We start from the raw sequence: 26,296 nt of genomic DNA, 5'->3' as shown, positions 1-26,296 counted from the left end.
GGCCTAGGGTTGCTGTGTGAACGAGCTCGATGTCGTGGGTGTCCGGGTGGAAATGCCCTCCAACCAGCCGATCGTGCTCCTGCGTGAAGTGGGAGGCGACCGCTACCTCCCGATCTGGATCGGACCGGGGGAGGCGACGGCGATCGCCTTCGCCCAGCAGGGCATGGCTCCTGCCCGCCCGCTGACCCACGATCTCTTCAAGGACGTGCTGGACGCGGTCGGACAGCAGCTCTCGGAGGTCCGCATCACGGACCTGCGCGAGGGGGTGTTCTATGCGGAGCTCGTCTTCGCCAGCGGCGTGGAGGTCAGTGCCCGGCCGTCCGACGCCATAGCGCTTGCGCTGCGCACCGGGACGCCGATCTACGGCAGCGACGGGGTGCTCGACGACGCCGGCATCGCGATCCCGGACGAGCAGGAGGACGAGGTGGAGAAGTTCCGCGAGTTCCTCGACCAGATCTCGCCGGAGGACTTCGGCACCAACAGCCAGTGAGGCGGTGCGCGCCGGGTCGACGCGGCGCATTCGAGTAGCTCTTCCCGCTACACGGACACGTAAAACCACTCTCAGGGTGATTATCACTCGGCGTGCCGAGTGTGGCGATCGTTGACGCACCCCGAGCGACTGCCTACCGTCGAGAAGGCAGGTCAAGGACGGAGGTCGGCGTGAGAAGCACGGGCGACGGTACAGCGGTCGGCAGTCCGTATCCGCTGCGCGGGGGAACGGTCGAACCGGTGCCCCGTCATCCCGCCGCAATGGCGGTCACCACTCCGCGGGGGCGGGATTCGGACGGCTCGGTGCCCTCGGGCGGCACGGAGAACATCGGCTACCGGGGGCCGACGGCGTGCGCCGCCGCCGGCATCACCTATCGGCAGCTCGACTACTGGGCGCGCACCGGGCTCGTCGAGCCCAGCGTGCGGCCCGCCTACGGGTCGGGCAGCCAGCGGCTCTACAGCTTCCGGGACGTCGTCGTCCTGAAGATCGTCAAACGGCTCCTGGACACCGGGGTGTCCCTGCAGAACATCCGCACCGCCGTCCAGCACCTGCGCACGCGCGGGATGGACGACCTGGCGCAGATGACGCTGATGAGCGACGGCGCCACGGTGTACGAGTGCACCTCGCCCGACGAGGTCGTCGACCTTCTCCAGGGCGGCCAGGGCGTCTTCGGGATCGCCGTGGGCGTCGTCTGGCGCGACGTGGAGAGCGCGCTCGCGAAGCTGCACGGAGAGCGCGTGGACACCGGCGAGACGCTCGCGGGCCACAACCCCGCCGACGAGCTGGCACGCCGCCGCAACCGGGCCGGCTGACCGGCCGCCCGGCCGGGCTCCGCCACGGGCCGGCGCGATTGTCAGTGGGGTGCGGCAGCATCGTGCTGTGAGACGAGCGCCGACGATCCTGCACCTGGACATGGACGCCTTCTACGCCTCGGCGGAGCAGGCGGCCAAGCCCAGTCTGCGCGGGAAGCCCGTGGTGGTCGGCGGCATCGGCCCCCGCGGGGTGGTGGCCACGGCCTCGTACGAGGCACGGGTCTTCGGGGTCCACTCGGCGATGGCGACGGCCCAGGCCCGCAGGCTCTGCCCGAACGCCGCCTACCTCACCCCGCGGTTCACCCTGTACCGGCAGGTCAGCGAGGTGGTCATGGGCCTGCTGGGCGAGCTGTCGCCACTGGTGGAGCCGCTGAGTCTGGACGAGGCCTTCGTGGACCTGGAGGCGGGTGGGGTGGAGCCCTCCTCGGCCGCCGCGCGGGCCGTGGGCGAGCGGCTGCGCCGTGACATCAGGGCGGCCACGGGGCTCAGCGGGTCGGTGGGGCTCGCCGGGTCCAAGATGATGGCGAAGATCGCCTCCGAGCAGGCGAAGCCCGACGGCCTGGTGTGCATAGAGCCCGGCACCGAGCAGGAGATCCTGGGTCCGATGTCGGTGCGCGTCATTCCGGGCGTCGGCCCCGCCACTGCCGAAACGTTGCGCCGTGCCGGGATCACCACCGTGGCCGAGATCGCCGAGGCCGGTGAGGACGAGCTGGTGAGGCTGCTGGGCAAGGCCCACGGCAGCGGGCTGTACGTGCTGGCCACCGGGGGTGACGAGCGGCCCGTCGTCGCGGAGCGGGACGCCAAGTCGGTGTCCGTGGAGGACACCTTCGCCGAGGACCTCACCGATCGCACCCGGGTGCAGCTGGAGCTCGCCCGCCTCGCCGACCGCTGCGTGCGGCGGCTGCGCGGCGCCGGGCGCAGCGGGCGCACTGTGGTCATCAAGGTGCGGCGCTACGACTTCTCGACCCTCACGCGCTCGGAGACGCTGCGCGGGCCGACGGACGACCCCGTGGTCGTGCGGGAGGCGGCCGCCCGGCTGCTGGACGGGGTGGACACCACGGCCGGGGTGCGGCTGCTGGGGGTCGGTGTCTCCGGGCTCGCGGACTACACCCAGGAGGACCTCTTCGCCCAGGCGGCCGGCGGCACGGCCGAGGGCGAGGAGGCGCCGGAGCGGGAGCAGGAGGAGGCCGCGGAGGAGGCGGCACGGCCCCGCCAGTGGCTGCCGGGGCTGGACGTGCGGCACGCGGAGTTCGGGGCCGGCTGGGTCCAGGGCAGCGGCGTCGGCCGGGTCACGGTCCGCTTCGAGGAGCCCTGGTCCGAAGGGCCCGGCAGGGTGCGGACGTTCGCCGTCGACGACCCGGCGCTGGAGCACGCCGATCCGCTGCCGCTCGTCCGGCCCGCGGAGGATCAGCCGCCGGAATCGCCGGAGGCACCGTCGTCCGGGGGGATGGCGAGCCCGTAGTGCCGGTAGAGCCGCAGTTCCTGCTCGGGGGAGAGGTGGCGGCCGGCGCCGATGTCCGGGGCGCTCCTGATCAGGGCCCGCGCGTAGGGGACGTGCAGCCCCTCGCCGTCGGCCCGGCTCGGCTGCAGCGGCACCAGGGCGTCGCGGCTGAACAGCCCGGTGCGCACGGCGGCCCACTCCGGCTCGCCGGTCGCGTCGTCGAGGTACACCTCGTCCACCGTGCCGATCCGCATGCCGTCACGGTCGAAGGCCTTGCGGCCGATCAGGCTCCGGGGGTCGACGTCCGTCTGCACGGCCTTCCTCCTGTTTCCTCCCGCCTGGCGCACCTGCCACCAACCAAAAGCCACAAAGCGGGAAGTGGCCACTTGGGCGCTCCCGTCGGCAAATTCTCGCTGGTAGGCTGGCCAGTGGCCGCAGACCCTGTGCGGGAGAGTCCTCCGATGCCCCCAGGGGCGGTCCCGGAGGCGCCGAAGGAGCAAATCCTCCCCGGAATCTCTCAGGCACCCCGTACCGCACGGACGAGGCCACTCTGGAAAGCAGGGCGGGTCCGGTCCGGCAGTACTCCGAGCCCTTCCTCACCGACGGTGAAAGCCGGGTACTGCACCGCCCGGTGAAGCTCTCAGGTTGCGATGACAGAGGGGGAGGCCGTCCGGGTACCCGCGCCGTGGTACCCCTCGCAGGTCGCAATGACCAGGAGGCCTCCGCAGATGACCGCCCACCGCATCTCCCTCTCCGACCTGGAGCGCGGCACTCCCTTCGAGGACCGTCACATAGGGCCCGACCCCGGGGCGCGGGCCAAGATGCTCGCCCAGGTCGGCTTCGGCTCCCTCGACGAGCTCACCGCCGCCGCCGTCCCGGAAGTGATCAAGAGCGCCGGGGCGCTGGGCCTCCCGGCCGCCCGCACCGAGCCCGAGGTCCTCGCCGAGTTGCGCTCGCTCGCGAGCCGCAACCAGGTGCTCGCCCCCATGATCGGCCTCGGCTACCACGGCACGTTCACCCCGCCGGTGATCCTGCGCAACGTCATGGAGAACCCCGCCTGGTACACGGCCTACACGCCGTACCAGCCGGAGATCTCCCAGGGCCGGCTGGAGGCCCTGCTCAACTTCCAGACCGTCGTGGCCGAGCTGACCGGTCTGCCCACCTCCGGCGCCTCCCTGCTCGACGAGGGCACCGCGGCGGCCGAGGCCATGGCGCTGTCCCGGCGCATGGGCAAGGTCAAGGACGGGGTCTTCCTCGTCGACGCGGACGCCCTGCCGCAGACCGTCGCGGTGATCGAGACCCGTGCCGAGCCGACCGGCGTCGAGGTCGTCGTCGCGGACCTGTCGGCGGGCATCCCCGAGGAGATCGCCGGCCGCGGCGTCTTCGGCGTGCTGCTGCAGTACCCGGGCGCCTCCGGTGCCGTGCGCGATCTGCGCCCCGTCATCGAGCAGGCCCACGGGCTCGGCGCCGTCGTCACCGTCGCGGCCGACCTGCTCGCCCTGACCCTGCTCACCCCGCCCGGCGAGCTCGGCGCCGACATCGCCGTCGGCACCACCCAGCGCTTCGGCGTGCCCATGGGCTTCGGCGGCCCGCACGCCGGATACATGGCCGTCCGCGAGAAGTTCGCCCGCAGCCTCCCCGGCCGCCTGGTCGGCGTCTCCGTCGACGCCGACGGCAACAAGGCCTACCGCCTGGCCCTGCAGACCCGCGAGCAGCACATCCGCCGCGAGAAGGCCACCAGCAACATCTGCACCGCCCAGGTGCTCCTGGCCGTCATGGCCGGCATGTACGCGGTCTACCACGGGCCCGAGGGCCTGGCCGCCATCGCGCGCCGCACCCACCGCTACGCCGTCCTCCTCGCCGAGGGCCTGCGGGCCGCGGGCGTCGAGGTCGTGCACGGCGCGTACTTCGACACCCTGACCGTGCGCGTCCCCGGCCGCGCCGCCGAGGTCGTCGGCGCCGCCCGCGAGCGCGGCGTCAACCTGCGCCTGACGGACGCCGACCACGTCGGCATCGCCTGCGACGAGACCACCACGCGGGACCGTCTGGCCTCCGTGTGGGCCGCGTTCGGCGTGGAGGCCGACATCGAGGCGCTGGACGCGGCCACCGCGGACACCCTCCCCGAGAGCCTGCTGCGCACCGACGAGTACCTCACGCACCCGGTCTTCCACCAGCACCGCTCCGAGACGGCGATGCTGCGCTACCTGCGCCGCCTCGCCGACCGCGACTACGCCCTGGACCGGGGCATGATCCCGCTCGGCTCGTGCACGATGAAGCTCAACGCCACCACCGAGATGGAACCGGTCACCTGGCCCGAGTTCGGCGCGCTGCACCCCTTCGTGCCCGCCGAGCAGGCCGAGGGCTACCTCACGCTCATCACCGAGCTCGAGGAGCGGCTCGCCGAGGTCACCGGCTACGCCAAGGTGTCCCTCCAGCCCAACGCGGGCTCCCAGGGCGAACTCGCGGGCCTGCTGGCCGTCCGCGCCTACCACCGCGCCAACGGCGACGCGCAGCGCACCGTCTGCCTCATCCCCTCCTCCGCGCACGGCACCAACGCGGCCAGCGCGGTGATGGCGGGCATGAAGGTCGTCGTGGTGAAGACCGCCGACGACGGCGAGGTCGACGTCCAGGACCTGCGCGCCAAGATCGAGCAGTACCGCGCCGAGCTGGCCGTGCTGATGATCACCTACCCGTCCACGCACGGCGTCTTCGAGGAGCACGTCGCGGATATCTGCGCGGCCGTGCACGAGGCCGGCGGCCAGGTGTACGTGGACGGGGCGAACCTCAACGCCCTGGTGGGCCTGGCCCGGCCGGGCGAGTTCGGCGGCGACGTCTCGCACCTGAACCTGCACAAGACCTTCTGCATCCCGCACGGCGGCGGCGGTCCGGGCGTCGGCCCGGTGGCCGTCCGCGCCCACCTCGCCCCCTACCTGCCCAACCACCCGCTGCAGCCGGCCGCCGGTCCGGCCACCGGCGTCGGACCGATCTCGGCCGCGCCCTGGGGCTCCGCCGGCATCCTGCCGATCTCCTGGGCATACGTACGGCTGATGGGCGCCGAGGGCCTCAAGCGCGCCACGCAGGTGGCCGTGCTGGGCGCCAACTACATCGCCAAGCGCCTGGAGCCGCACTACCCCGTGCTCTACACCGGCCCGGCCGGCCTGGTCGCGCACGAGTGCATCGTGGACCTGCGCCCGCTGACCAAGGCGACCGGCGTGAGCGTCGACGACGTGGCCAAGCGCCTGATCGACTACGGCTTCCACGCGCCGACCATGTCCTTCCCGGTGGCCGGCACGCTGATGATCGAGCCGACGGAGAGCGAGGACCTCGTCGAGCTGGACCGGTTCTGCGACGCCATGATCGAGATCCGTGCCGAGATCGAGAAGGTCGGCTCGGGCGAGTGGGACAAGGACGACAACCCGCTGCGCAACGCCCCGCACACCGCGGCCTCGGTCACCGGTGCCTGGGAGCACCCGTACACCCGCGAGGAGGCGGCCTTCCCCGCCGGGGTGACGGCGGCCGACAAGTACTGGCCGCCGGTGCGCCGCGTGGACGGTGCGTACGGCGACCGCAACCTCGTCTGCTCCTGCCCGCCGCTCGACGCCTACGAGGGCTGAGCAACACGGCGGTGCGGCGCGGCTGATGCGCGTCGGGGCCGGTTCGGCGATCTTCGCCGGGCCGGCCCCTTATGTGTTTCCGGGTGTCATGTGCAGGTGCGATGGGTAGTGCTGCGCTAGGCAGCCGTCACCACGTGGTCGGCGCCGAGCGGCCGGTGCGGGGCGATGATCTGCCCGTCCGGCAGCAGCTCACCGGTGTCCTCGAAGCAGAGGACGCCGTTGCACAGCAGGCTCCAGCCCTGTTCCGGGAAGTGCGCCACGAGCTGGGCGGCCTCCCGGTCGGCGGAGTCGGCTGACGGGCACGTGGGCTGGTGCTGGCACATGGCAGGGATCTTTCGCTGTGGTGTCGTGACTGTCCTGCGGCTCGATGCGGTGGTCATGCCGCCCCCCGTTGCATTCGTCGGTCGATCCCAGTGTTGCCCTGTGAGCGGAATTCCGCAGGCATTTCCCTGTGGTGCTCCTCACAGGGTGAGGACGCATCACCCGTGCGGGGGGTTGCGGCCAACACGGCGGTCCCTTCGGGGGGTTCGCGATGGCCGCGGTGGGCTAGCCCGGTCGGGGGAGCACGGCGCAGTGCCCCGTGGCCCGTGGGCCCGCGGGGCACTTCTGCGGCGGGTGCGCCGGTCAGGCGGAGGTCTTCAGCAGCGGGGCCGGCGTGAGCCGCAGGGTGAGCACGGGCAGCAGATCGGCGACGCAGTGCGGGCGGTGGGCGGCGATGCCGGGCGGGGCGGGGGCGAGGGGCACCAGCAGGTCGCCCGGGGCGAGCACGCCCGACGAGGCCTCGGCCGTGATGTCGCCGTGCAGCCAGAGGGTGAGCATGTAGAGCCCCGGAACGGACAGCAGCCTCGGCTGGTAGGGCGACGTCAGCTCCTCCGCCTGGTGCAGGGCCAGTTCGGTGGAGGCGAGGTAGGGGCCCTCGAAGAAGTGGGAGAACGCCCAGCCGTCCGGGGTGAGCATGGTCTCGGCCGCGGCGATCGCCCGTCCGCCGCCCCGGATCAGGAAGCGCCAGCCCGTCAGCCGGGACCGGGGCGCCCCGCCGCGGGGCGCGACCGGCTCCAGCACGTGGACGGGCAGCGGCAGTTCGGGGGTGAGGGCCGTCTGTGCGGCCTTCAGCGACGGGGTGCGTGCCGCACGGACGGCGGTCGGGGAACCGAGGGCCGCGCGGACACTGCGGAGGGCGGGTGCGGGGGCAGGGGGGACGTGCAGCGGCATGGGGGTCGCCTCTCGCTTCGGGAGACACGCGGGGGTGCTGGGCAGGTGCGACGACGCTGTCAGAAGGGGTCAGAGGGGGGCCGGACCGGCTTCCGGGGCGCCTGCTCTCTGCCTCACCCCGGAGTTTATACGACACGTGTTCACGCAGTGTTTCGGCTAGCTGTCCGCAGCATTTCCGGCAAGAGGAAATCAGGGCCTCTTTTCGGGGTGGTTTCGGTGATTATGCCGCAATATCGCACCCATGGCCTCGGGCTTTTCCCGGACGGTGGTCGGCCGGATCTCGTCGGTGTTTATCACCAGCGCATTGCCGGGCAACTGCCGACCACCCGTATGCCGACGGAATGTGCCGGAGTGCGCATGGTGCAGAGCCTATCGGGTATCCGGCTCCGGCGAGGCGTTATCGATCGTCCCGCTGGGCATCATCGACCGTGACAAGGGCGGCGCCGCCGCGGGCGACCCGTTTGAGGAGGGACGCTTGAATGGGTGAGAAGGTCGCGGCCGAGGGGTTCGGCCCCGCCGACCCGCAGCGCCACCGGGACAAGCTCCGACAGTGCCTGGAAGCGTTGGCGAGACTGCTGGAGGAGAAGCGGTTTGACCGGCCCCGGAATCTCATGGGGCTGGAGATCGAGCTGAATCTCGCGGGCTCCGACGGCATGCCGAGCATGATGAATGCCGAGGTGCTCGAGCGGATCGCGAGCCGGGATTTCCAGACCGAACTCGGACAGTTCAACCTGGAAGTGAATATTGTGCCGCACCGGCTGTCCGGCCGGGTTCTCGATCAGCTTGCCGAGGAGCTGCGCACCGGCCTCGCCTATGCCGACCGCAGGGCCATGGAGCTCGATTCCGGAATCGTGATGATCGGTATTCTTCCGACTCTCACCCGCCGGCACGCGGTCTCCGCCAATCTTTCCGCGGCCGACCGGTACTCCCTGCTCAACGAGCAGATCCTGGCCGCCCGCGGCGAGTACTTCACCATCGACATCGACGGAATCGAGCGGCTCACCTGCACGGCCGGGTCGATCGTCACCGAAGCCGCCTGCACCTCCGTGCAGTTGCACCTGCAGGTGACTCCCGGCCGGTTCGCCGCGGTGTGGAACGCGGCGCAGGCCGTCGCCGCCGCACAGATCGCCGTCGGCGCCAACTCCCCCTTCCTCTTCGGCCGGGAGCTGTGGCGCGAGTCGCGGCCGCCGCTGTTCGTCCAGTCCACCGACACCCGCCCGCCCGAGCTCCAGGCCCAGGGCGTGCGGCCGCGCACCTGGTTCGGCGAGCGCTGGATCGGCGACGCCTTCGAACTCTTCGAGGAGAACCTGCGCTTCTTCCCCCCGCTGCTGCCCATCTCCGACGACGAGGACCCGCTGCGGGTGCTGGACGAGGGCGGGGTGCCCCGGCTCTCGGAGCTCTCCCTGCACAACGGCACGGTCTACCGCTGGAACCGGCCCGTCTACGGGGTCGCCGACGGCGTCCCCCACCTCCGCGTGGAGAACCGGGTGCTGCCCGCGGGCCCCACCGTCACCGACGTCATCGCCAACGCGGCCTTCTACTACGGGGTGGTCAGGGGACTGGCCGAGGAGCCGCGGCCGGTGTGGTCCCGGCTGCCGTTCGCCGTCGCCGGCGACAACTTCGACGTGGCCTGCCGGCACGGCATCGACTCCGCGCTGCGCTGGCCGCGGGCGGGCCGCACCGGCACGCTCGCCCGTGTCCCGGCCGTCCGCCTGGTCCTCGACGAACTGCTGCCGCTGGCCGCGGCCGGGCTGGACGCCTGGGGCGTCGAGCCCGCCGACCGCGACCGCTACCTCGGTGTCATCGAGGAGCGTTGCCGGCGCCGCGTGAACGGCGCCTCCTGGCAGGCGGCGGCCTACCACCGGGCCCGGGAGCGCGGGCTGGACCGCGAGGAGGCCCTCGCCGTCACCACGCGCCGCTACTGCGAACTGATGCGGACCGGCGAGCCCGTCCACACCTGGCCCGCGGGGGCCGGGGACTGACCCCGCCGGTACGGACACGGAGCACCCCCTGTCGTACGGGCCCCCGCGTGTCCGGCAAGCTGTGACGATCGTGGTGAGCAGCTGACGGCGGAGGCGGATGTGCGGCAGGACGCGAGGGACGGCGCGGGCGGCCGGCCGGAGGCCCTGTCCGGCCCGGCGCCGGCCGGGGTGCCGGGGCGGCGGACACTGCGTACCGAGATGCTGCTGGTCCTGGCCCTGTCGCTGGGGGCCAGCGGGGTCTCGGCCGTGATCAGTTTCGTGGGTTCCGTCACCCGCCCCGGCGCGCTCGCGAACCAGGCCGCCACTCTCAACGCCTCGCACGCCCCCGGCCGCCCCTGGCTCGACCTGACGTGGCAGGTCTTCGGCATCGCCACCGCCCTCGTGCCCGTCCTCCTGGTGGCCCACCTGCTGCAGCGCGAGGGCGTGGACGGCCTGCGTGCCGTCGGCTTCGACCGCCGCCGTCCGGCGTCCGACCTGGGGCGCGGTGCGGCCGTCGCGGCCGTCGTCGGCGGGACGGGGCTGCTGTTCTACCTGGCCACCCGGGCTGCGGGGGTCAACCTGACCGTGGTGCCCGAGGCGCTGCCGCACGTGTGGTGGAAGATCCCGGTGCTGATCGCCTCGGCCGTGCAGAACGCGGTGCTCGAGGAGGTCGTGGTCGTCGGCTATCTGCTGCGCAGGCTGGGGCAGTTGGGCTGGACGCCGGCCGCCGCGCTGGCGGCGAGCGCGGTGCTGCGCGGCTCGTACCACCTGTACCAGGGGATCGGCGGGATGGTCGGGAACATGGTGATGGGCGTGCTCTTCGTCCTGCTCTACCGGCGGTGGGGGCGGGTCGGGCCGCTGGTCGCCGCGCACGCGCTGATCGACACGGTGGCCTTCGTCGGGTACGCGCTGCTCGTCGGCAAGGTGGGCTGGCTGCCCCACCCCTGACCCGCCCCTCCGCGGTGGGAGTTCAGACCAGCAGGTCGCCCTCGACGGTGGTGACGGCGGTGCCGGTCAGCAGCGTCCGCTCGCCGCGCAGCGTGGTGCGTACGAGGCCGGTGCGGCGGGAGGCCTGCAGGCCCGTCAGCTCGTCGAGGCCCAGGCGGGCGGACCAGAAGGGGGCCAGTGCGGTGTGTGCGCTGCCGGTGACGTGGTCCTCGTCGACGCCGACGTTGGGGAAGAAGCAACGCGAGACGTAGTCGTAGCCGCGCGACGGGTCCTCGGCCCGGGCGGTGGCGATGATGCCGCGGCGCGAGTGCCGGCCGAGCGCCCGGAAGTCGGGGGCCAGGGCGCGGACGGACTTCTCGTCGGGCAGCTCGACCAGCAGGTCCCCGATGTGCTCGCTGGTGTCGTGGACGCCGGCCGGCTCGGCGCCGAGGGCGGCGGCCACGCCGTCGGGGACGGGGACCGGGGTGAGGCGTGAGGTCGGGAAGTCCAGGGTGATCGAGCCGTCCTCGTGGGCGGTGGCGGCCAGGATGCCGCAGCGGGCCGCGAAGCGGACCGTGCCGGTGGCGGCGCCGGTGGTGTGCAGGACATGTGCCGTGGCGAGTGTGGCGTGGCCGCACATGTCGACCTCGGCGACGGGGGTGAACCAGCGCAGCGCCCAGTCGGCCCCGCCGCCGTCGGGGAGGCGGTGGGCGAAGGCGGTCTCGGGGTGGTTGACCTCGGCGGCGATCTGCTGGAGCCGGGTGTCGTCGGGGAAGGTCCCCGTGTCGAAGAGCAGGACCCCGGCCGGGTTGCCGGCGAAGGGGCGGTCGGTGAAGGCGTCGACGATTCGCATCCGCATGGCCGGAGCGTAGAAGGCCGACAAGGCCGCAGGCCAAGGCCAATCCGCGAAATCTGGACCCGTTTGCGGGGCGCCCTCCGGGTGCCGGCGTGCGGGAAGGGTGTTGCCATGCGATCGGTTCCGATATATCGTCGAGGTATCGCGAGAACATCGCGACAGATCATCGATGGAAGGAAGTGCAAGGATGCGTTCTCACCATTACGAGCACGGGGGGCCCGGCCATCAGGGGCGGGGGGACTTCGGCGGACGGCGTGCCTTCGGGCCGTTCGGACCGCCCTTCGGGGGCCCGCCGTTCGGCGGCCGGGGGCGGGGCGGACCGGGCGGCAGGGCGCGGCGCGGGGACGTCCGTGCGTCGATCCTGGCGCTGCTCAAGGACCGGCCCATGCACGGCTACGAGATGATCCAGGAGATCGCCGAGCGCAGCGGGGGCACCTGGAAGCCGAGCCCCGGCTCGGTCTACCCCACGCTCCAGCTGCTGGAGGACGAGGGCCTGATCGTCAGTGAGAGCGAGGGCGGCAAGAAGCTGTTCACGCTCACCGAGCAGGGCCGCACCGAGGCGGACGCGGGGTCCCAGGCGCCCTGGGAAGAGGCCGGGCGCGGCGTCGACTGGGAGACGATGAAGGAGATCCGGCAGGCCGGTTACGGGCTGATGGAGGCCTTCGGCCAGGTCTGGCGGACGGGCAGTGCCGATCAGCGGCAGAAGGCCATGACCGTCATCAACGACGCACGCAAGAAGCTCTACCTGATCCTCGCCGACGAAGGCTGAGGGCCCGGGCGGCGAACGGATGAGGGTGCCCCCGCGGACCGCCGCGGGGGCACCCTCTCGCCGTGTCCCGTTGACCGGGCGGCGGCACGCGGCCAGACTCCGGCAACCGCATCCGACAGAAACGGAGCGCCCGCCATGGCCTTGCGCATCCGCTGCAGACGCCGGAGACACCTCGCCGTCCCCCTGGCGGCCGTCGCCCTCTGCGCCGCGTCCGTCACCCTCGTACCGGCAGCGACCGGCGCACCCGAACCGCTCTACCGCAACGCCCGCGCGGCCACGGACGACCGCGTACGGGACCTGCTGCACCGGATGACGCTCGACGAGAAGATCGGCCAGCTGCAGCAGATCGCCGTGGACCGTCTGCAGGGCGACTGCCGGGGCGGCGGAGGGGAGTTGACGGAGAGCTGCATGAAGACCGTGCTGCAGGACTGCGCGGTCGGATCGGTGCTCTCGGGCGGCGGGATGGGGCCGCCGGTCAACACCCCTGCGGACTGGGCCCGCATGGTCGATGCCGTCCAACGGTACGCAGTGGACCGCAGTCGGCTGCACGTGCCCGTCCTCTACGGCATCGACGCGGTCCACGGACACAACAACGTCCTCGGCGCCACCGTCTTCCCCCACCAGCTCGGCCTCGCGGCGGCCTGGGACCCGGGGCTCGTCCGCGACTCCGCCGCGGCGACCGCCCGTGCCGTCGCCGCGACGGGCATCGACTGGGACTTCGCCCCGGTCGCCGACGTGGCCCGCGACCGGCGCTGGGGGAGGTACTACGAGACCTACGGCGAGGACCCCCTCCTCGCCGGCACGCTCGCCGCCGCGAGCGTGCAGGGACTCCAGGGTGCCCGGGGCGCCAAACGGATCGCAGCCACCGTCAAGCACTTCGGCGGCTACTCCGTGCCTGCCAACGGTCACGACCGGGTCCCCGCCGACGTCTCCCTGCGCACGCTCCACGACACGCTGCTGCCGCCCTACCGCACCGCGGTCGGGGCGGGTGCGAGGACCGTGATGGTCAACTCCGGTGCGGTCAACGGCGTACCGGCCACCGCCTCCCGCTACCTGCTCACCACTGTGCTCCGGCAGCAGTGGGGATTCACCGGTGTGACCGTCTCGGACTGGCAGGACGTCCGGGCCCTCCGGGACCAGTACAAGGTGGCCGCGGACTACCCCCATGCCGTCGCACTCGCCGTCGGTGCAGGCGTCGACATGGCGATGGAGCCGTACGAAGCACGCGAGTTCAGTGACGCACTGCGCACGGCAGTACAGAACGGTCTGGTCTCCCGGGCGCGCATCGACGAAGCGGCCGGACGCGTGCTCCGGCTCAAATTCGAGCTCGGTCTGTTCGAGCATCCTTTTGTCGACGTCTCGCGCGCAAACACCGAAGTTCTCGGCACCGGCAGGGAGACGGCCCGGCGCGCTGCCGCCGCCTCGCAGGTGCTGCTCCGGAACGAGAAGGACGTCCTGCCGTTCGGCCCCGCGGTCCGCAGGATCGTCGTCGCCGGTCCCTATGCGGACGACATCGACGACCAGGCGGGCGGCTGGACCGTCGGCTGGCAGCGGGTGCCCGCCGGGGTGAAGCTGCCCGGCACCACGGTGCTCCGGGGCATCGAGGAAGCCGCACCCGCCGGGACGCAGATCGTGCACGCCGAGGACGACGCCGACGCCGCGGCGCAGGCCCGCACGGCCGATGCGGCCGTCGTCGTGGTCGGCGAGAGGGCGGGGGCCGAGGGCGGAGCCGACAGCCCGCGCCCCGAACTTTCGCCGGATCAGCAGGCATTGGTGAAGTCCCTCAGGGCGAGCGGCAGACCGGTCGTCGTCGTGGTGATCGCCGGGCGGCCGCTGACGCTGGGCGACGCCGACGGCACCGAGGGCCTGCTGATGTCCTGGCTGCCCGGCACCGAGGGCGGGCACGCGGTCGCCGACGTGCTGTTCGGCCGGGTGAACCCGGCCGGGCGGCTGCCGGTGTCCTGGCCCAGGAGGACCGGCAACGACCCGCTGTACTACCAGCAGCTGCCCGGGACGAACTCGGGCGCCGAGTCCGGGCACGACGTGGCCTACGACTTCGGTGACGGACTGTCCTACACACGTTTCGCCTTCGACGGCATCGGCGCCGACGCGGCCTCGGTACCGGCGGGCGCGCCGGTGCGGGTGAGCGTGCAGGTGAGCAACACCGGTGCACGCGAAGGCGACTTGGTCGTCCCCGTGTACGTGTCCCGTCCGGTGAGCGACGTGCTCGCCCCGCCGCGCAGGCTTGCCGCCTTCGCCAGAGTGCACCTGAGGGCGGGGGAACGGGCCACCGTACGGCTCGCCGTCCCGGCCGCCACGCTGGCGGTGACCCCGGGCGACATCGACGGTTCCGGACCGCCGCGCGTCGAGCGGGGCGCGTACGCGTTCACGGCCGGAGGCCGCACGGTGAGCGTGGACGTCACGTAGAACGTCACCTGCTCCGGCGGCGCACGTCTCCTCCTCAAGTATGAGGTCCGGGGTATCCGTCCCCAACTGTCGTCGGATGCGCGAATGCTCCCCCTCGGGGATGACCGGACGGCGCGGGACTGATGGGGTGGGAGGGTGCAAAGCCGTACACCTGACACCCGACGCCCCCGGGCCACGTGCGAGCGACCGCTGAGCGCGGAACTGGCCTCGGCGGTTGCGGGTGCCCGCAGACGGGCCGCACGGGACGGCGACCGGCAGACCGACACCGCGCATCTGCTGCACACGCTCCTCGAGTCCGACCCCGCGGCACGGCTCGCCTTCGACGGAGGACCGGCGCAGGTCGCCCGGCTGCTCGGCTATCTCGTCCAGCGCACCATCGGTTACGGGCTGCGGTGGAGCGGCACCGTGGAGGAGTCCGGCGCCCTGCCCGCCGGCGGAATGTCCGGCTGGTCGCCGGCCGCGGCGGCCGCGCTGCGCAGAGCGCACGACCGGGCCCGCGCGCGGGGCGCCGCACAGGTGGAGGGGACCGACCTGCTGGCGGCTCTCGTACGCGACCCCGGCTGCCGGGCCGTCGACGTGCTGCACCGGGCCGGCGTGGACACCGACCGGCTGGGGGCGCGGCTGGGGTGTGAGTAGCACCCAACACTGCCAACACCCGCCATGAGCAATGGGGATGACACCCCTGTCGCTCGCCCGCCCACTGCTGCCATGATGCGGCGGTGCGCGCGTCTCGTGGCAGAAGTACGGGTCTGGTGATGGCCCTGGTGTCCGCATGTGCCTTCGGAGGGTCGGGAGTTGCGGCCAAACCGCTGATCGAGGCGGGGCTGGGACCGCTCCAGGTGGTGTGGATACGGGTGGCGGGCGCCGCGCTGCTCGTCCTGCCCGTCGCCTGGCGCCACCGCTCCCTGGCGCGACGCCGCCCTGCCCTGCTCGCCGGCTTCGGGCTGCTGGGCGTCGCGGGCGTCCAGGTCTGCTACTTCGCCGCGCTGTCCCGGATACCCGTCGGGGTGGCCGTCCTTGTCGAGTACCTCGGTCCGCCGCTGCTGCTGTGCTGGATGCGGTTCGTGGGGCGCAGGCCGGTGAGCCGGGGCGCGGTGGCGGGAGTCGTCCTCGCGGTCGGCGGGCTGAGCTGCGTCGTCGAAGTGTGGTCCGGGCTGCGCTTCGATGCGGCCGGCCTGCTGGCGGCAGGGGGCGCGGCCTGCTGCATGGTCGGCTACTTCCTCCTGGCCGACCACGGCGGCTCCGGCGCCGATGCCGCCGATCCGGTCGGCGTCATCGCGTTCGGACTGCTCGTCGGCGCCGTGCTGTTGACGGTCGTGGCGCACCCCTGGGACATGGACTGGGCGATTCTCTCGGGCCCCGCGGATCTCGGCGGGAGGCGGGTGCCGTGCGTGCTGCTGGTCGCCTGGCTGGTGCTCCTGGCGACCGTCGTCGCCTACTTCACCGGCGTCCTCTCCGTGCGCCGGCTCTCTCCGCAGGTGGCCGGGGTCGTGGCCTATCTGGAGGCGGTGGTCGCGACGGTGCTGGCGTGGCTGCTGCTGGACGAGCACCTGGCCGCCCCGCAGATCGTGGGCGGCGTCCTGGTGCTGACGGGGGCGTTCATCGCGCAGACCGCAGCCCCGAGGCGGGCGTCCCCGGGGCCGGTGGCAGGGGGAGGGCGGACGGCGCCGGACGCGCAGAGTCACGGGATGGGGGTTTCGAACGGATAGCCGCCTCCACCCCTACCTCCACCTCCACCCGCAGCTCTTGCTCAGCGTCCGGGCAGGTACTCCGGCACCGGGATCCCGGGGGCCAGGTCCTCCGCGGGTATCGGCGTGCCGTAATGCGTGGAGACCGGCACCACTCCGCTCCAGTGGGGGAGCGCGAGGTCCTCGGGATCGTCGCCGGGCCCGGCGTTCCGCACCTTGGCCGAGACCTCCGCAAGATCGATCCGCAGCACGGCCGTCGCAGCGAGCTCCTTGGCCGTCGGCGGCCGCGAGTCCGCGGCCCGGCCCGGCACGACCTGGTCCACCAGTGCGTTGAGAGCGGCGGTCAGCTCGGCCTCGTCGGTGACCCGCCGGGCCGTGCCGTGCACCACGACCGAGCGGTAGTTGAGGCTGTGGTGGAAGGCGGAGCGCGCCAGGACGATCCCGTCGAGGTGCGTCACGGTCACGCACACCGGCATCCCGGGGTCCTCGGCCCGGCCGGCGGCGTGCAGCGGCCGGGACCCGGTCGAGCCGTGGACGTAGAGGCGCTCGCCGATCCGGCCGTAGAGCGTGGGCAGCACGACGGGGGCGCCGTCGCGCACGAAACCGAGATGGCAGATGTACCCCGCATCGAGGATCGCGTGGACCGACTCCCGGTCGTAGGAGGTGCGGTCGCGGTAGCGCGAGGGCGTGGTGCGCTCGGTCCGCTCGTACGGCTCGTGCGACGCGGGCCGGGTGGCCGGCCCGGCGACCGTGGAAGAAGCCATTGCGATCTCCATTGCACTAGTGCATACTCGTGTTTGTGCTAGGAGAGTATCGGATCGAAGGTCGTCGCGCAGTGGAGATTTCCGCGAGCGTGGAGCGCGCTGTCGGGGCGGGCCGACTCGCGCCGGGCGAACTGCTCCCGCCCATGCGGGAGTTGGCCGTCGAGCTCGGCGTCAATCCCAACACGGTGGCCGCCGCCTACCGGACGCTGCGCGAGCGCGGAGTGATCGAGACGGCGGGGCGGCGCGGCAGCCGGGTGCGCCCCCGCCCGGCCAGCACTCCGCGGGATCTCATCCGGGTCGAGGCACCGGAGGGCGTGCGGGACGTCTCGACGGGCAACCCCGACCCCGCGCTGCTGCCCCCGCTCGGCGAGGCCCTCGCGGCGGCTGCCGTCAGGGCGTCGCGCAGCCCCGTGCTCTACGGCGAGGACGCCGTGGACACAGAGCTGGAGCGGGCGGCCCGGGCGGCCTTTGCGGAGGACGGCCTTCCGGACGGGCCGATAGCGGTCACCTCGGGGGCGCTGGACGCCATCGAGCGGCTGCTGGCGGCCCACTTGAGGCCCGGGGACGCCGTCGCCGTGGAGGATCCGGGCTGGGGCAGCCTGCTCGATCTCGTCCCGGCGCTCGGGCTGCGGCCCGTCCCCGTCGCCGTCGACGACGATGGCCCGCTGCCCGGGGAGGCGGACCGGGCGCTGCGGCAGGGGGCGCGGGCGCTGGTGGTCACCGACCGGGCGCAGAATCCCACGGGCGCGGCCGTGAGCGAGGCGCGGGCCCGCGAGCTGCGGTCGGTGCTCGCCGCCCACCCCGACGTGCTTCTCGTCGAGGACGACCACGGCCACGGCATCGTCGACCTGCCCCTGTTCCCTCTCGCCGGGGCCACCCGTCACTGGGCGCTCGTCCGGTCCTTCGCCAAGGCCTACGGGCCCGACCTCCGGATAGCGGTGCTCACGGGCGATGCCGTGACCGTCGACCGGGTGCGGGGGCGGCAGCGCCTGGGCCCCGGCTGGGTCAGTCACCTGCTGCAGGACGCGGTGCTGCACCTCTGGCGCTCCGGGGCGGTCGACGAGGCGGCGGTCGCCGCTTCGTACGGGCAGCGCCGGGAAGCACTGATAACGGCCTTGCGGGAGCGGGGAATTGCCGCGCACGGGCGCAGCGGGATGAACGTGTGGCTGCCCGTTCCGGACGAGACGGGGGCGGTGGCGCGGCTGCTGCAGTCCGGGTGGGCCGTGGCGCCCGGCGCGCGCTTCCGGCTCTCCTCCCCGCCCGGGGTGCGGCTCACCGTGTCGGCGATGGCGCTGGAGGAGGCGGAGGCGGTCGCGGATGCCGTGGCGTCCGCGACCGGGCCGGGCTCCCCGGGGCGGCGCTACGACTGACGGCCCCCGGCCGCCTTCCCGGTACGGGCCCTGCTCTGCGTGAGGGCCGCTCCGGCCAGCACGATCACCGCGCCGACCGGGGTGTTCCAGGTGAGTCGCTCGCCCAGCAGCGCCACACCGGCCGCAGTGGCGACGACCGGGATGAAGTAGGTGGTCAGCGTCGCGGTCGTCGGCCCGACCTCGGCGACCAGCCCGAACTGCACGAGCATCGCGAAGCCCGTGCCCAGGGCGCCGAGCGCGAGGATCGCCAGTACGGGCACGAGATGGAAGGAGGTGGGCAGCGGGCTGCTGAGCGGAGCGACGACCGCCAGCTGGACGGTGCCGACGAGCAGTTGGCCGCCGGTGAGCGAGAGGTTGGACTCGCCCGTGCCGGAGAGGGTGCGCCGGACGTAGATCCAGCCGATCGCGTAGCAGGCGGAGGCGATCAGCGCCATCACGGTGCCCGCGGGGTCCTGGCCGGAGAAGCCCTGCCAGGCTCCCAGCACGGTGAGGACCCCGACGAAGCCGAGGCCGAGGCCGGCGAACCGGCGCCGTGTCGGCCGGTCCTCGGAGAGCGCCACCAGGGAGAGCAGCATGCCCCACAGCGGGGTGGTGGCATTGCAGATGCCGGCCAGTGTGGAGGGGATGGTCAGCTCGGAGTAGGCGAAGAGCGTGAAGGGGAGCGCGTTGAGCAGCAGGGCGGCGACAGCCAGATGCATCCACGTACGGGGAGCCCGGGGAAGCCGCTGCCGCTTGACGGCCAGCGCCGCCAGCAGCACCGCGGTGCCGAAGAACATCCGGCCGAAGGAGACGTACGCCGGGGCGTAGCCCTCGGTGCCGAGCTTCATGAACAGGAAGCTGAACCCCCAGATGAGGGCGAGAGCGCCGAAGCGTATCCGCCAGTCCACCGCGGAACGCCCCGGATCGGCGGGAGCCGGCGCCGGGGGAGTCGGGGCGGGGGAGTCGAGTGAGGAGGGTGAGAGGGACGAGGAGGACGGGGAGGGCGAAGAGTCAGGGGTGGCCACGGTGCTCATGGTGATCACCATGCCGGGGTTCCACCCATTAGGACAAGCAAATAAAATTTCGGTTCATCGCGTAGCATCGCTTACATGTTGAACCTGGACCGCCTGCGGACCCTGAACGCCGTCGCCCGCCACGGCTCCGTCAGCGCTGCCGCGGACGGGCTGCACGTCACCACCTCGGCGGTCTCCCAGCAGCTCGCCAAGCTGGAGCGGGAGACGGGCCAGCAACTGCTGGCCAAGCAGGGGCGCGGGGTGCGGCTCACCGATGCCGGGCGGCTGCTGGCCGAGCACGCCTCGCGCATTCTCTCCCAGGTGGAGCTGGCCCAGGCCGACCTGGAGGCCCAGCGCGGCCAGGCCGTGGGCGAGCTGGTGCTGGGCGCCTTCCCGACGGCGGCCCGCGGCCTGGCCCCGGCCGCGCTCGCGAGCCTGCGCGAGAGCCAGCCGCAACTGCGCGTCCGGCTGGAGGAGATGGACCCGGACCTGTCCCTGCCCCGCGTGGTGCGCGGCGACATGGACGTCGCCGTCGTGCTCGAGTGGCACAACCACCCGCTGCCGATCGACGAGGCGCTGACCAGGGCGCCCGTCCTCGACGACCCCGCCGACGTGGCGGTGCCCGCCGGGCATCCGCTCGCCGCGCGGGACGCGGTCGACCTGGAGGACCTCGCGGAGGAGGAGTGGATCTCCTGGCCCCGCGGGCAGTTCTGCCACGACTGGCTCATGTCCACGCTGCGCAGCAAGGGGATCGAGCCGCGCATCTCGCACATGGCCGACGAGCACCACACGCAACTCGCCCTCGTCGCGGCGGGACTCGGCGTCGTCGTCGCGCCGCGGCTCGGGCGCGGCCCTGTCCCGGAAGGGGTGCGGATCGTGCCGGTGCGGCACACGATGTTCCGGCACGTGTATGCCGTGTGGCGTGCCGACGCGGACCGGCGGCCGTCGATCCGGGCGGCGGTCGGGGCGTTGCGGACGGCCGGGGAAGCCGTCTCCCGCGCCTGACCGCCCTGGCGGCACGCCCCTACTGCCCCTGTCGGCCCGGGAGTCTGCGGAAGTCCCAGGAGACGATCCGGTCCGGCCGCAGCCGGACCCACGCGTGGCGGCCGTCGTGGGGCATCGCCCCCAGGCCGAAGTACTTGGCTGCGAACAGCCGCTCCACCGCGTCGAGTCCGGGGCACGGATCACCCCTGCGGGGTGCCTCGCCGACGCGGACGGCCCGGCCCGAGAGCTCCGCACCGCGCAACTCGCCGTACTCCCGCCCGTCGTCGACCACCGCCGCCACCCGCGCCCCGCCCTGCAGAGCCGTCCACCGCAGGCTGCGCACCAGCGAGTACAGCCACAGCGCCTCGCCGTCCCAGGCGAACCACAGCGGGCTCACGTGCGGAGAGCCGTCCGGGCCGACCGTCGCCAGGCGGCACGTGCGTTGCGTGGTCAGGAAGGAGTCCAGCTCCGCCGGCGGCATCATGATCCGGCGACCGTGCCGCTGTGACTGTGACTGTGACTGTGGCTGTCCGACGGTCATGTCCGGCAGGATGAGGCCTCTTGCTCGACGACACAAGGCCGTACCCACCCGCATCAGGGGGCACCATGGCACACCCGGAGCGCGACCTGCGCGACCTGCAGGACCCGGCGGCCACCGTGCTGCTGACCGTCGAATGCCAACGCGGCGTCGTCGGCCCGGAGAGCGCCCTGCCCGAACTGGCCGCCGTCGCCCGGGCCTCCGGGGCCCTGACCAACATCGCAAAGCTCGTCGCGGGGGCACACAACGCCGGTGTGCAGGTCGTGCACGCCGTCGCCGAGCGCCGCCCCGACGGGCGCGGGGCCAGCCGCAACGCCCGTCTCTTCCGGGCCGCCGAACGGCTGCCCGTCCAGCAGTTGACCGGCACCTCGGCCGTCCGGATCGCGGATCCCGTCCCGGTCGGGGACGGCGACCTGGTCGTACGGCGGCTGCACGGGCTCTCGCCGCTGGCCGGCACGGGCCTGGACGCGCTGTTGCGCAACGTCGGCTGCCGCACCCTGCTCGTCACCGGCGTCTCGGCCAACATCGCCGTCCCCAACGCCGTCTTCGACGCCGTCAACCTCGGTTACACGGCCGTCGTCCCCGCCGACGCCATAGCCGGAGTCCCCGCCGACTACACCGCGGCGATGGTCCGCCACACGCTCTCCCTCGTCGCGACGGTCACCACGACCGAGGAGGTGCTGCGGACCTGGCGGCGGAGCCGGCGGGGCGGCCCCGGGGTCAGGCCAGCGTGATGGAGTCGCCGCTGACGGTGATCTTCTTCGCCGGCAGCGGCGACTGCGCCGGGCCGTGCTTCACGCTGCCGTCCGCGACGGCGAACTTGCTGCCGTGACAAGGGCAGTTGATGGTCCCGCCGACCACGGTCGAGACCGTGCACCCCTCGTGGGTGCACACGGCCGAGAAGGCCTTGAAATCGCCCTTGGCCGGCTGGGTCACCACGACCTTCTGGTCCTTGAAGACCTTCCCGCCGCCCTCCGGAATGTCCGAGGTCTTGGCGAGCGCCTTCCCCTTGGGGGATGCGGGCGCACTCGCGGAGGCCGGCTGCGAGCTCGGCGGGGCCGAGGACTGCGACGGCGGCGCGGCCGGTGCGGACGGCGTCTCCTGGGTCTTCTTGTTCGAGCCGCCGCACGCGGCCAGCGCGGCGGCGAGTCCCGCCACCCCCGCGGACACGACGACGGTGCGGCGGCTCGTGGCGCCGGATGACGAGGACGATGACGACGAGGATGAGGAAAGTGACACGATCGCTCCTTCGGTGAGGGACGAGGAGTACGAGGAGTCGTACGGACAGGCCGTCCGTTCCGTTCAGCCGTTGCGTTCAGGGGCGGGTGTGCAGGCCGAGTAACCTGGGGCGATGCTTCCCGAAGTCACAGCCACCCGGTATGTCACGCCGTTGCGTGAGGGTGGCTCGCTCCCCGGCATCGTCGAGGCCGACGATCTCGGGACGTACGTCATGAAGTTCACCGGCGCCGGACAGGGCCGCAAGACGCTCGTCGCCGAGGTCGTCTGCGGGCAGCTGGCCCGCGGTCTGGGGCTGCGCGTGCCCGAGCTGGCGGCGATCGAGCTGGACCCGGTCATCGGCCGCGGCGAGCCCGATCCCGAGGTGCAGGCGCTGCTCAAGGCCAGCGGCGGCCTCAACCTCGCCATGGACTTCCTGCCCGGCGCCCTCGGCTTCGACCCGCTCGCCTTCGAGACGGACGCGGCCGAGGCCGGGCGCGTGGTGTGGTTCGACGCGCTCGTCGGCAACGTCGACCGCTCCTGGCGCAACCCCAACCTGCTGGTGTGGCACGGGCAGCTGTGGCTCATCGACCACGGCGCGACCATGATCTGGCACCACAACTGGCCCACGGCGGCGGCCGCGGCGGGCAGGGCGTACGACGCCTCCGACCACGTGCTGGCCTCCTTCGGTCCGGACATCGCCGGCGCGGCGGCCGAGCTGGCCCCGCGGGTGACCGAGGAGCTGCTGACCGCGGTCGCGGCCGATGTGCCCGACGAGTGGCTCGAGGGGGAACCGGGATTCGACGGCCCGGACGCCGTGCGCCGGGCGTATGTCGAGGTGCTGCTGGAGCGCGCCGCCGGAATCGGCGGGCGGATCACGCTCGGCGAGCGTACCGCGGAGAAGCCCTCGCAGGCGCCGGAATGGGTGCGTGTCAGGCTGGACGGAAGGGCTGAAAAGAAGTGAACGCGCGCAACGGCCGCCACAACGGGCGCGAGGTGTTCGAGTACGCGCTGCTGCGGGTCGTCCCGCGGGTCGAGCGCGGTGAGCTCATCAACGCCGGAGTCGTCGTCTACTGCCAGGCGAGGTCCTTCGTGAAGGCCTCCGTCCACCTCGACGAGGCCCGGCTGCGGGCGCTCGACCCGACCGTGGACGTCGCGGGCGTCCGGGCCGCGCTGCACGCGGTGGAGGGCGTCTGCGCGGGCGGCGACCGGGCCGGGCAGGCGGCCTGCGACGACGCCGGACGGCGGTTCCGCTGGCTGATCGCCCCGCGCAGCACGGTCGTTCAGCCCGGCCCCGTGCACACCGGGCTGACGGCGGATCCGGAAGGCGAACCGGAACGCCTCCTCGACCTGCTGGTGCGGTGACGGCCGTCGGAGCACCGTGAGGCGTTGACAGGGGATATACGGGGCTTCTAGCGTCTGAGCGGCCGAGCTACTAAGCAGTTGCTCACCTGTGGTCGGACGGCGGTCGGGCCGCGGTCGGACGGCGGGTGAGCCGCCTTCGAGGTGAGGAGTACCCGCATGTCCACCACCGAGCAGCGCGTCGCCCTGGTCACGGGCGCGGCCCGGGGCATCGGCGCCGCGACCGCCGTCCGCCTGGCCGAGGAGGGCCGCGCGGTCGCCGTCCTCGACCTCGACGAGGCGGCCTGCGCGGAGACCGTGGAGAAGATCACGGCGGCGGGCGGCCGGGCCCTCGCCGTCGGCTGCGACGTCTCGGACTCGGCACAGGCGGACGCCGCGGTGGCCCGCGTCGCCGCGGAGCTGGGCGCCCCGGTGATCCTCGTCAACAACGCGGGCGTGCTCCGCGACAACCTGCTGTTCAAGATGAGCGACAGCGACTGGGACACCGTCATGAACGTGCACCTGCGCGGCGCGTTCCTGATGTCGCGCGCCTGCCAGAAGCACATGGTGGACGCCGGGTTCGGCCGGATCGTCAACCTCTCCAGCAGCTCGGCCCTCGGCAACCGCGGCCAGGCCAACTACGCGGCCGCCAAGGCCGGGATGCAGGGCTTCACCAAGACCCTGGCCAAGGAGCTCGGCAAGTTCGGCATCACCGCCAACTCCGTCGCCCCCGGCTTCATCGCCACCGACATGACCGCGGCCACCGCCGCCCGGGTCGGCATGAGCTTCGAGGACTTCCAGACGGTGGCCGCCTCGCAGATCCCGGTGCAGCGGGTCGGCAGGCCCGAGGACATCGCCAACGCCATCGCGTTCTTCACCGCCGAAGCGGCCGGCTTCGTCTCCGGCCAGGTCCTGTACGTGGCCGGCGGGCCGCTCGACTGACCGCCGGAACCGACAGGAGGAACGTACCTATGACTGCACATGAACCCGCACGGGAACCCGCACCCACCGGCAGAGTGGCCCTGGTCACCGGCGCCAGCCGGGGCATCGGCTACGGCATCGCCGAGGCCCTCGTGGCCCGTGGTGACCGCGTCGTCATCACCGGCCGCAACGAGGACACCCTCGCCGAGGCCGTGCAGAAGCTCGGAGCCGACCGGTGCATCGGCGTGCCCGGCAAGGCCCATGACGAGGCCCACCAGGCCGTGGCCGTCGAACGGGCCATGGAGGCCTACGGCCGCGTCGACTACCTCGTCAACAACGCCGGGACGAACCCGGTCTTCGGCCCGATAGCCGACCTCGACCTCGCCGTCGCCCGCAAGGTCTTCGAGACCAATGTCGTCTCGGCCCTCGGCTTCGCACAGCAGACGTGGAAGGCGTGGCAGAAGGACAACGGCGGGGCGATCGTGAACATCGCCTCCGTCGCCGGCGTCGCGGCCTCCCCGTTCATCGGCGCCTACGGCATGAGCAAGGCCGCCATGGTCAACCTCACCCTGCAGCTGGCGCACGAGTTCGCGCCCGCGGTGCGGGTCAACGCGATCGCCCCGGCGGTGGTGAAGACCCGCTTCGCCGCGGCCATTTACGAGGGCCGCGAGGAGGAGGCGGCGGCCTCGTACCCGCTGGGCCGGCTGGGCCTGCCGGAGGACATCGGCGGCGCGGCCGCGTTCCTGCTGTCCGACGCCGCGGGATGGGTCACCGGGCAGACCCTCGTCGTGGACGGAGGGCTCTTCCTCAACGCCGGAGTCTGAGGCTTCGGGTCCGCGTTGTCAGTGGCCGCCGGTAAGTTCTTCCCTCGAGAACGGAACGAACACCGGAGGTTGTCGACGTGACCGTCACCGACGTGCTGCCCGAGTCCTGGCACGCTGTCCTCGGAGAGCAGCTGGAGCAGCCCTATTTCAAGGAGCTGACCGAGTTCGTCGAGGAGGAGCGGTCCAAGGCGCCGGTGTACCCGCCGCGCGGGGAGGTCTTCGCCGCCCTGGAGGCCACCCCGTACGACCGGGTCAAGGTCCTCGTCCTCGGCCAGGACCCGTACCACGGCCCGGGGCAGGGGCACGGCCTGTCCTTCTCCGTGCGGCCCGGCGTCAGGACGCCGCCCTCGCTGCGCAACATCTACAAGGAGATGCGCGAGGAGCTGGGCTACGACGTGCCGGACAACGGCTACCTGCTGCCCTGGGCCGAGCAGGGCGTCCTGCTGCTCAACGCGGTGCTGACGGTCCGCGGCGGGGAGCCCAACTCCCACAAGGGCAAGGGCTGGGAGAAGTTCACCGACGCGGTCATCCGCGCCGTGGCCTCCCGGCCCGACCCGGCGGTCTTCGTGCTCTGGGGCAACTACGCCCAGAAGAAGCTCCCGTTGATCGACGAGGAGCGGCACGTCGTCGTCAAGGGCGCCCACCCCTCGCCGCTGTCGGCGAAGAAGTTCTTCGGCAGCCGCCCCTTCACGCAGATCAACGAGGCCGTGGCCGCGCAGGGGCACGAGCCGATCGACTGGCGGATCCCGGACCTCGCGGTCTAGGGCGTGTCCGGCGGATCCCCGTGCCCCGTCAGGGGCGCGGGGAACTGCGCGAGCGGCCACGACGCGCCCGCAGCCAATGTCCTGGGGCTCCGCCCCGAACCCCGGGGTGGTGCGTCGGCTGCGGGCCGTCGGCGGCTGGTCGCGCAGTTCCCCGCGCCCCTTCAGGGCACGAGAATCCGCCGGACATGCCCTGAGCGGCCCCGGCCGGCCGCGGATCAGCCGTAGACCTGGTGGCAGATCCGCGAGGCGTCGCCGCCCTGCTGCCACTTGCCGTAGGTGTCGCCCAGCCCGCAGCTGCTGGACCTGGTGGCCCACGTGGACCTCGCCCGCCACCTGCGCGGCGCCGCCCGCGACCGGGTCGACCTGCACTCGCTCTTCACGGCCCA

The 26,296-nt window shown here is 72.7% G+C and carries 27 protein-coding genes and 1 riboswitch; of the genes, 19 read left to right on the top strand and 8 right to left on the bottom strand.

Going from position 1 to position 26,296, the window contains the following annotated elements; genetic code table 11:
* Nucleotides 1-16 precede the first annotated feature (16 nt).
* The 3 genes from ACWD4B_RS26755 to ACWD4B_RS26745 all read left to right on the top strand — a co-directional run bounded on the left by ACWD4B_RS26755 (nucleotide 17) and on the right by ACWD4B_RS26745 (nucleotide 2,764).
* A complete protein-coding gene (locus ACWD4B_RS26755) occupies nucleotides 17-490 on the top strand; it encodes a bifunctional nuclease family protein (RefSeq protein WP_045933737.1) in 474 nt (157 codons plus the stop codon).
* Nucleotides 491-660: 170 nt separating this feature from the next.
* The gene (locus ACWD4B_RS26750) at nucleotides 661-1,302 is read left to right on the top strand and encodes a MerR family transcriptional regulator (protein ID WP_451423152.1); all 642 of its coding nucleotides are present in this window, start codon (nucleotides 661-663) and stop codon (nucleotides 1,300-1,302) included.
* 67 nt (nucleotides 1,303-1,369) lie between these two features.
* The gene (locus tag ACWD4B_RS26745; protein WP_451423151.1) at nucleotides 1,370-2,764 is read left to right on the top strand and encodes a DNA polymerase IV; all 1,395 of its coding nucleotides are present in this window, start codon (nucleotides 1,370-1,372) and stop codon (nucleotides 2,762-2,764) included.
* Here ACWD4B_RS26745 and ACWD4B_RS26740 read toward each other — a convergent pair.
* Nucleotides 2,710-3,057 (bottom strand): PRC-barrel domain-containing protein, encoded by a 348-nt coding sequence (locus ACWD4B_RS26740; protein ID WP_451423150.1) that lies wholly within the window; start codon nucleotides 3,055-3,057, stop codon nucleotides 2,710-2,712. The two genes, ACWD4B_RS26745 and ACWD4B_RS26740, sit on opposite strands and share 55 nt — an antisense overlap.
* Before the next feature lie 122 nt (nucleotides 3,058-3,179).
* A riboswitch (glycine riboswitch) is annotated at nucleotides 3,180-3,287 on the top strand.
* Between the two features lie 184 nt (nucleotides 3,288-3,471).
* On the opposite strand from ACWD4B_RS26740, the gene gcvP reads away from it, so the two are divergent.
* Nucleotides 3,472-6,357, top strand: coding sequence for an aminomethyl-transferring glycine dehydrogenase (gene gcvP, locus ACWD4B_RS26735; RefSeq protein ID WP_451423149.1), 2,886 nt, complete (start codon nucleotides 3,472-3,474; stop codon nucleotides 6,355-6,357).
* A 116-nt stretch (nucleotides 6,358-6,473) separates the two neighbouring features.
* Here gcvP and ACWD4B_RS26730 read toward each other — a convergent pair whose 3' ends face one another.
* Nucleotides 6,474-6,680: a DUF5999 family protein gene (locus tag ACWD4B_RS26730; protein ID WP_190076185.1), complete on the bottom strand. Its 207-nt coding sequence runs from the start codon at nucleotides 6,678-6,680 to the stop codon at nucleotides 6,474-6,476.
* A 301-nt stretch (nucleotides 6,681-6,981) separates the two neighbouring features.
* On the bottom strand, nucleotides 6,982-7,569 hold the full coding sequence (locus tag ACWD4B_RS26725) for a hypothetical protein (RefSeq protein WP_451423148.1): 588 nt from the start codon (nucleotides 7,567-7,569) through the stop codon (nucleotides 6,982-6,984).
* Between the two features lie 241 nt (nucleotides 7,570-7,810).
* Here ACWD4B_RS26725 and ACWD4B_RS26720 point away from each other — a divergent pair, with 241 nt between their 5' ends.
* The 3 genes from ACWD4B_RS26720 to ACWD4B_RS26710 all read left to right on the top strand — a co-directional run bounded on the left by ACWD4B_RS26720 (nucleotide 7,811) and on the right by ACWD4B_RS26710 (nucleotide 10,478).
* Nucleotides 7,811-8,056: a hypothetical protein gene (locus ACWD4B_RS26720; RefSeq protein ID WP_451423147.1), complete on the top strand. Its 246-nt coding sequence runs from the start codon at nucleotides 7,811-7,813 to the stop codon at nucleotides 8,054-8,056.
* On the top strand, nucleotides 8,049-9,551 hold the full coding sequence (locus ACWD4B_RS26715) for a glutamate--cysteine ligase (protein ID WP_451423146.1): 1,503 nt from the start codon (nucleotides 8,049-8,051) through the stop codon (nucleotides 9,549-9,551). Before ACWD4B_RS26720 ends, ACWD4B_RS26715 begins: the two co-directional genes overlap by 8 nt.
* 144 nt (nucleotides 9,552-9,695) lie before the next feature.
* Nucleotides 9,696-10,478 (top strand): CPBP family intramembrane glutamic endopeptidase, encoded by a 783-nt coding sequence (locus tag ACWD4B_RS26710; RefSeq protein WP_451423159.1) that lies wholly within the window; start codon nucleotides 9,696-9,698, stop codon nucleotides 10,476-10,478.
* Nucleotides 10,479-10,500: 22 nt separating this feature from the next.
* On the opposite strand, the gene ACWD4B_RS26705 is transcribed toward ACWD4B_RS26710, so the two are convergent.
* On the bottom strand, nucleotides 10,501-11,316 hold the full coding sequence (locus ACWD4B_RS26705; protein WP_451423145.1) for a PhzF family phenazine biosynthesis protein: 816 nt from the start codon (nucleotides 11,314-11,316) through the stop codon (nucleotides 10,501-10,503).
* Nucleotides 11,317-11,500: 184 nt separating this feature from the next.
* Between ACWD4B_RS26705 and ACWD4B_RS26700 the strand changes: the two genes are divergently transcribed.
* The 4 genes from ACWD4B_RS26700 (at nucleotide 11,501) to ACWD4B_RS26685 (ending at nucleotide 16,218) form a co-directional block, all read left to right on the top strand.
* Nucleotides 11,501-12,082 (top strand): PadR family transcriptional regulator, encoded by a 582-nt coding sequence (locus tag ACWD4B_RS26700; protein WP_451423144.1) that lies wholly within the window; start codon nucleotides 11,501-11,503, stop codon nucleotides 12,080-12,082.
* Nucleotides 12,083-12,217: 135 nt separating this feature from the next.
* Nucleotides 12,218-14,509 (top strand): glycoside hydrolase family 3 N-terminal domain-containing protein, encoded by a 2,292-nt coding sequence (locus ACWD4B_RS26695; protein ID WP_451423143.1) that lies wholly within the window; start codon nucleotides 12,218-12,220, stop codon nucleotides 14,507-14,509.
* Nucleotides 14,510-14,644: 135 nt separating this feature from the next.
* The gene (locus ACWD4B_RS26690) at nucleotides 14,645-15,145 is read left to right on the top strand and encodes a Clp protease N-terminal domain-containing protein (protein WP_451423142.1); all 501 of its coding nucleotides are present in this window, start codon (nucleotides 14,645-14,647) and stop codon (nucleotides 15,143-15,145) included.
* A gap of 119 nt (nucleotides 15,146-15,264) precedes the next feature.
* Nucleotides 15,265-16,218, top strand: a complete 954-nt coding sequence (locus ACWD4B_RS26685; protein WP_451423158.1) for an EamA family transporter — start codon at nucleotides 15,265-15,267, stop codon at nucleotides 16,216-16,218.
* Between the two features lie 41 nt (nucleotides 16,219-16,259).
* On the opposite strand, the gene ACWD4B_RS26680 is transcribed toward ACWD4B_RS26685, so the two are convergent.
* A complete protein-coding gene (locus ACWD4B_RS26680) occupies nucleotides 16,260-16,961 on the bottom strand; it encodes a pyridoxamine 5'-phosphate oxidase family protein (protein WP_451423141.1) in 702 nt (233 codons plus the stop codon).
* Between the two features lie 35 nt (nucleotides 16,962-16,996).
* On the opposite strand from ACWD4B_RS26680, the gene ACWD4B_RS26675 reads away from it, so the two are divergent.
* Nucleotides 16,997-18,331, top strand: a complete 1,335-nt coding sequence (locus ACWD4B_RS26675; protein WP_451423140.1) for an aminotransferase class I/II-fold pyridoxal phosphate-dependent enzyme — start codon at nucleotides 16,997-16,999, stop codon at nucleotides 18,329-18,331.
* Here the strand turns inward: ACWD4B_RS26675 and ACWD4B_RS26670 are convergent.
* Nucleotides 18,322-19,344 (bottom strand): DMT family transporter, encoded by a 1,023-nt coding sequence (locus ACWD4B_RS26670; protein ID WP_451423157.1) that lies wholly within the window; start codon nucleotides 19,342-19,344, stop codon nucleotides 18,322-18,324. The two genes, ACWD4B_RS26675 and ACWD4B_RS26670, sit on opposite strands and share 10 nt — an antisense overlap.
* Nucleotides 19,345-19,419: 75 nt before the next feature.
* Between ACWD4B_RS26670 and ACWD4B_RS26665 the strand changes: the two genes are divergently transcribed.
* A complete protein-coding gene (locus ACWD4B_RS26665; RefSeq protein ID WP_451423139.1) occupies nucleotides 19,420-20,328 on the top strand; it encodes a LysR substrate-binding domain-containing protein in 909 nt (302 codons plus the stop codon).
* Between the two features lie 19 nt (nucleotides 20,329-20,347).
* On the opposite strand, the gene ACWD4B_RS26660 is transcribed toward ACWD4B_RS26665, so the two are convergent.
* Nucleotides 20,348-20,791, bottom strand: coding sequence for a pyridoxamine 5'-phosphate oxidase family protein (locus ACWD4B_RS26660; RefSeq protein WP_451423138.1), 444 nt, complete (start codon nucleotides 20,789-20,791; stop codon nucleotides 20,348-20,350).
* Between the two features lie 122 nt (nucleotides 20,792-20,913).
* On the opposite strand from ACWD4B_RS26660, the gene ACWD4B_RS26655 reads away from it, so the two are divergent.
* Nucleotides 20,914-21,579 (top strand): cysteine hydrolase, encoded by a 666-nt coding sequence (locus ACWD4B_RS26655; RefSeq protein WP_336416973.1) that lies wholly within the window; start codon nucleotides 20,914-20,916, stop codon nucleotides 21,577-21,579.
* Here ACWD4B_RS26655 and ACWD4B_RS26650 read toward each other — a convergent pair.
* On the bottom strand, nucleotides 21,566-22,084 hold the full coding sequence (locus ACWD4B_RS26650; RefSeq protein WP_451423137.1) for a Rieske (2Fe-2S) protein: 519 nt from the start codon (nucleotides 22,082-22,084) through the stop codon (nucleotides 21,566-21,568). The genes ACWD4B_RS26655 and ACWD4B_RS26650 overlap by 14 nt on opposite strands.
* A 112-nt stretch (nucleotides 22,085-22,196) precedes the next feature.
* Between ACWD4B_RS26650 and ACWD4B_RS26645 the strand changes: the two genes are divergently transcribed.
* The 5 genes from ACWD4B_RS26645 (at nucleotide 22,197) to ACWD4B_RS26625 (ending at nucleotide 25,910) form a co-directional block, all read left to right on the top strand.
* A complete protein-coding gene (locus ACWD4B_RS26645) occupies nucleotides 22,197-23,024 on the top strand; it encodes a HipA family kinase (RefSeq protein ID WP_451423136.1) in 828 nt (275 codons plus the stop codon).
* Nucleotides 23,021-23,425 carry a DUF3037 domain-containing protein gene (locus tag ACWD4B_RS26640; protein ID WP_390776112.1) on the top strand — a complete coding sequence of 135 codons (405 nt, stop codon included), beginning with the start codon at nucleotides 23,021-23,023 and terminating at the stop codon, nucleotides 23,423-23,425. Before ACWD4B_RS26645 ends, ACWD4B_RS26640 begins: the two co-directional genes overlap by 4 nt.
* A gap of 156 nt (nucleotides 23,426-23,581) precedes the next feature.
* Nucleotides 23,582-24,343, top strand: coding sequence for a 3-oxoacyl-ACP reductase FabG (fabG, locus tag ACWD4B_RS26635; protein WP_451423135.1), 762 nt, complete (start codon nucleotides 23,582-23,584; stop codon nucleotides 24,341-24,343).
* A gap of 29 nt (nucleotides 24,344-24,372) precedes the next feature.
* Nucleotides 24,373-25,146 carry an SDR family oxidoreductase gene (locus tag ACWD4B_RS26630; protein WP_451423134.1) on the top strand — a complete coding sequence of 258 codons (774 nt, stop codon included), beginning with the start codon at nucleotides 24,373-24,375 and terminating at the stop codon, nucleotides 25,144-25,146.
* A gap of 77 nt (nucleotides 25,147-25,223) precedes the next feature.
* Nucleotides 25,224-25,910 carry a uracil-DNA glycosylase gene (locus tag ACWD4B_RS26625; RefSeq protein WP_336417067.1) on the top strand — a complete coding sequence of 229 codons (687 nt, stop codon included), beginning with the start codon at nucleotides 25,224-25,226 and terminating at the stop codon, nucleotides 25,908-25,910.
* Nucleotides 25,911-26,296 lie beyond the last annotated feature (386 nt).

This window comes from Streptomyces sp. NPDC002536 (assembly GCF_053594995.1).
This window is presented reverse-complemented; position numbering and strand designations above follow the sequence as displayed.

Excerpts from the sequence above, each read along its gene's own strand:
- gcvP (WP_451423149.1), top strand. The coding sequence starts at position 3,472 with ATGACCGCCCACCGCATCTCCCTCTCCGACCTGGAGCGCGGCACTCCC.
- ACWD4B_RS26730 (WP_190076185.1), bottom strand. The coding sequence starts at position 6,680 with ATGTGCCAGCACCAGCCCACGTGCCCGTCAGCCGACTCCGCCGACCGG.
- ACWD4B_RS26725 (WP_451423148.1), bottom strand. The coding sequence starts at position 7,569 with ATGCCGCTGCACGTCCCCCCTGCCCCCGCACCCGCCCTCCGCAGTGTC.
- ACWD4B_RS26720 (WP_451423147.1), top strand. The coding sequence starts at position 7,811 with ATGGCCTCGGGCTTTTCCCGGACGGTGGTCGGCCGGATCTCGTCGGTG.
- ACWD4B_RS26715 (WP_451423146.1), top strand. The coding sequence starts at position 8,049 with ATGGGTGAGAAGGTCGCGGCCGAGGGGTTCGGCCCCGCCGACCCGCAG.
- ACWD4B_RS26705 (WP_451423145.1), bottom strand. The coding sequence starts at position 11,316 with ATGCGGATGCGAATCGTCGACGCCTTCACCGACCGCCCCTTCGCCGGC.
- ACWD4B_RS26700 (WP_451423144.1), top strand. The coding sequence starts at position 11,501 with ATGCGTTCTCACCATTACGAGCACGGGGGGCCCGGCCATCAGGGGCGG.
- ACWD4B_RS26695 (WP_451423143.1), top strand. The coding sequence starts at position 12,218 with ATGGCCTTGCGCATCCGCTGCAGACGCCGGAGACACCTCGCCGTCCCC.
- ACWD4B_RS26685 (WP_451423158.1), top strand. The coding sequence starts at position 15,265 with ATGGCCCTGGTGTCCGCATGTGCCTTCGGAGGGTCGGGAGTTGCGGCC.
- ACWD4B_RS26680 (WP_451423141.1), bottom strand. The coding sequence starts at position 16,961 with ATGGCTTCTTCCACGGTCGCCGGGCCGGCCACCCGGCCCGCGTCGCAC.
- ACWD4B_RS26670 (WP_451423157.1), bottom strand. The coding sequence starts at position 19,344 with ATGAGCACCGTGGCCACCCCTGACTCTTCGCCCTCCCCGTCCTCCTCG.
- ACWD4B_RS26665 (WP_451423139.1), top strand. The coding sequence starts at position 19,420 with ATGTTGAACCTGGACCGCCTGCGGACCCTGAACGCCGTCGCCCGCCAC.
- ACWD4B_RS26660 (WP_451423138.1), bottom strand. The coding sequence starts at position 20,791 with ATGATGCCGCCGGCGGAGCTGGACTCCTTCCTGACCACGCAACGCACG.
- ACWD4B_RS26655 (WP_336416973.1), top strand. The coding sequence starts at position 20,914 with ATGGCACACCCGGAGCGCGACCTGCGCGACCTGCAGGACCCGGCGGCC.
- ACWD4B_RS26645 (WP_451423136.1), top strand. The coding sequence starts at position 22,197 with ATGCTTCCCGAAGTCACAGCCACCCGGTATGTCACGCCGTTGCGTGAG.
- fabG (WP_451423135.1), top strand. The coding sequence starts at position 23,582 with ATGTCCACCACCGAGCAGCGCGTCGCCCTGGTCACGGGCGCGGCCCGG.
- ACWD4B_RS26630 (WP_451423134.1), top strand. The coding sequence starts at position 24,373 with ATGACTGCACATGAACCCGCACGGGAACCCGCACCCACCGGCAGAGTG.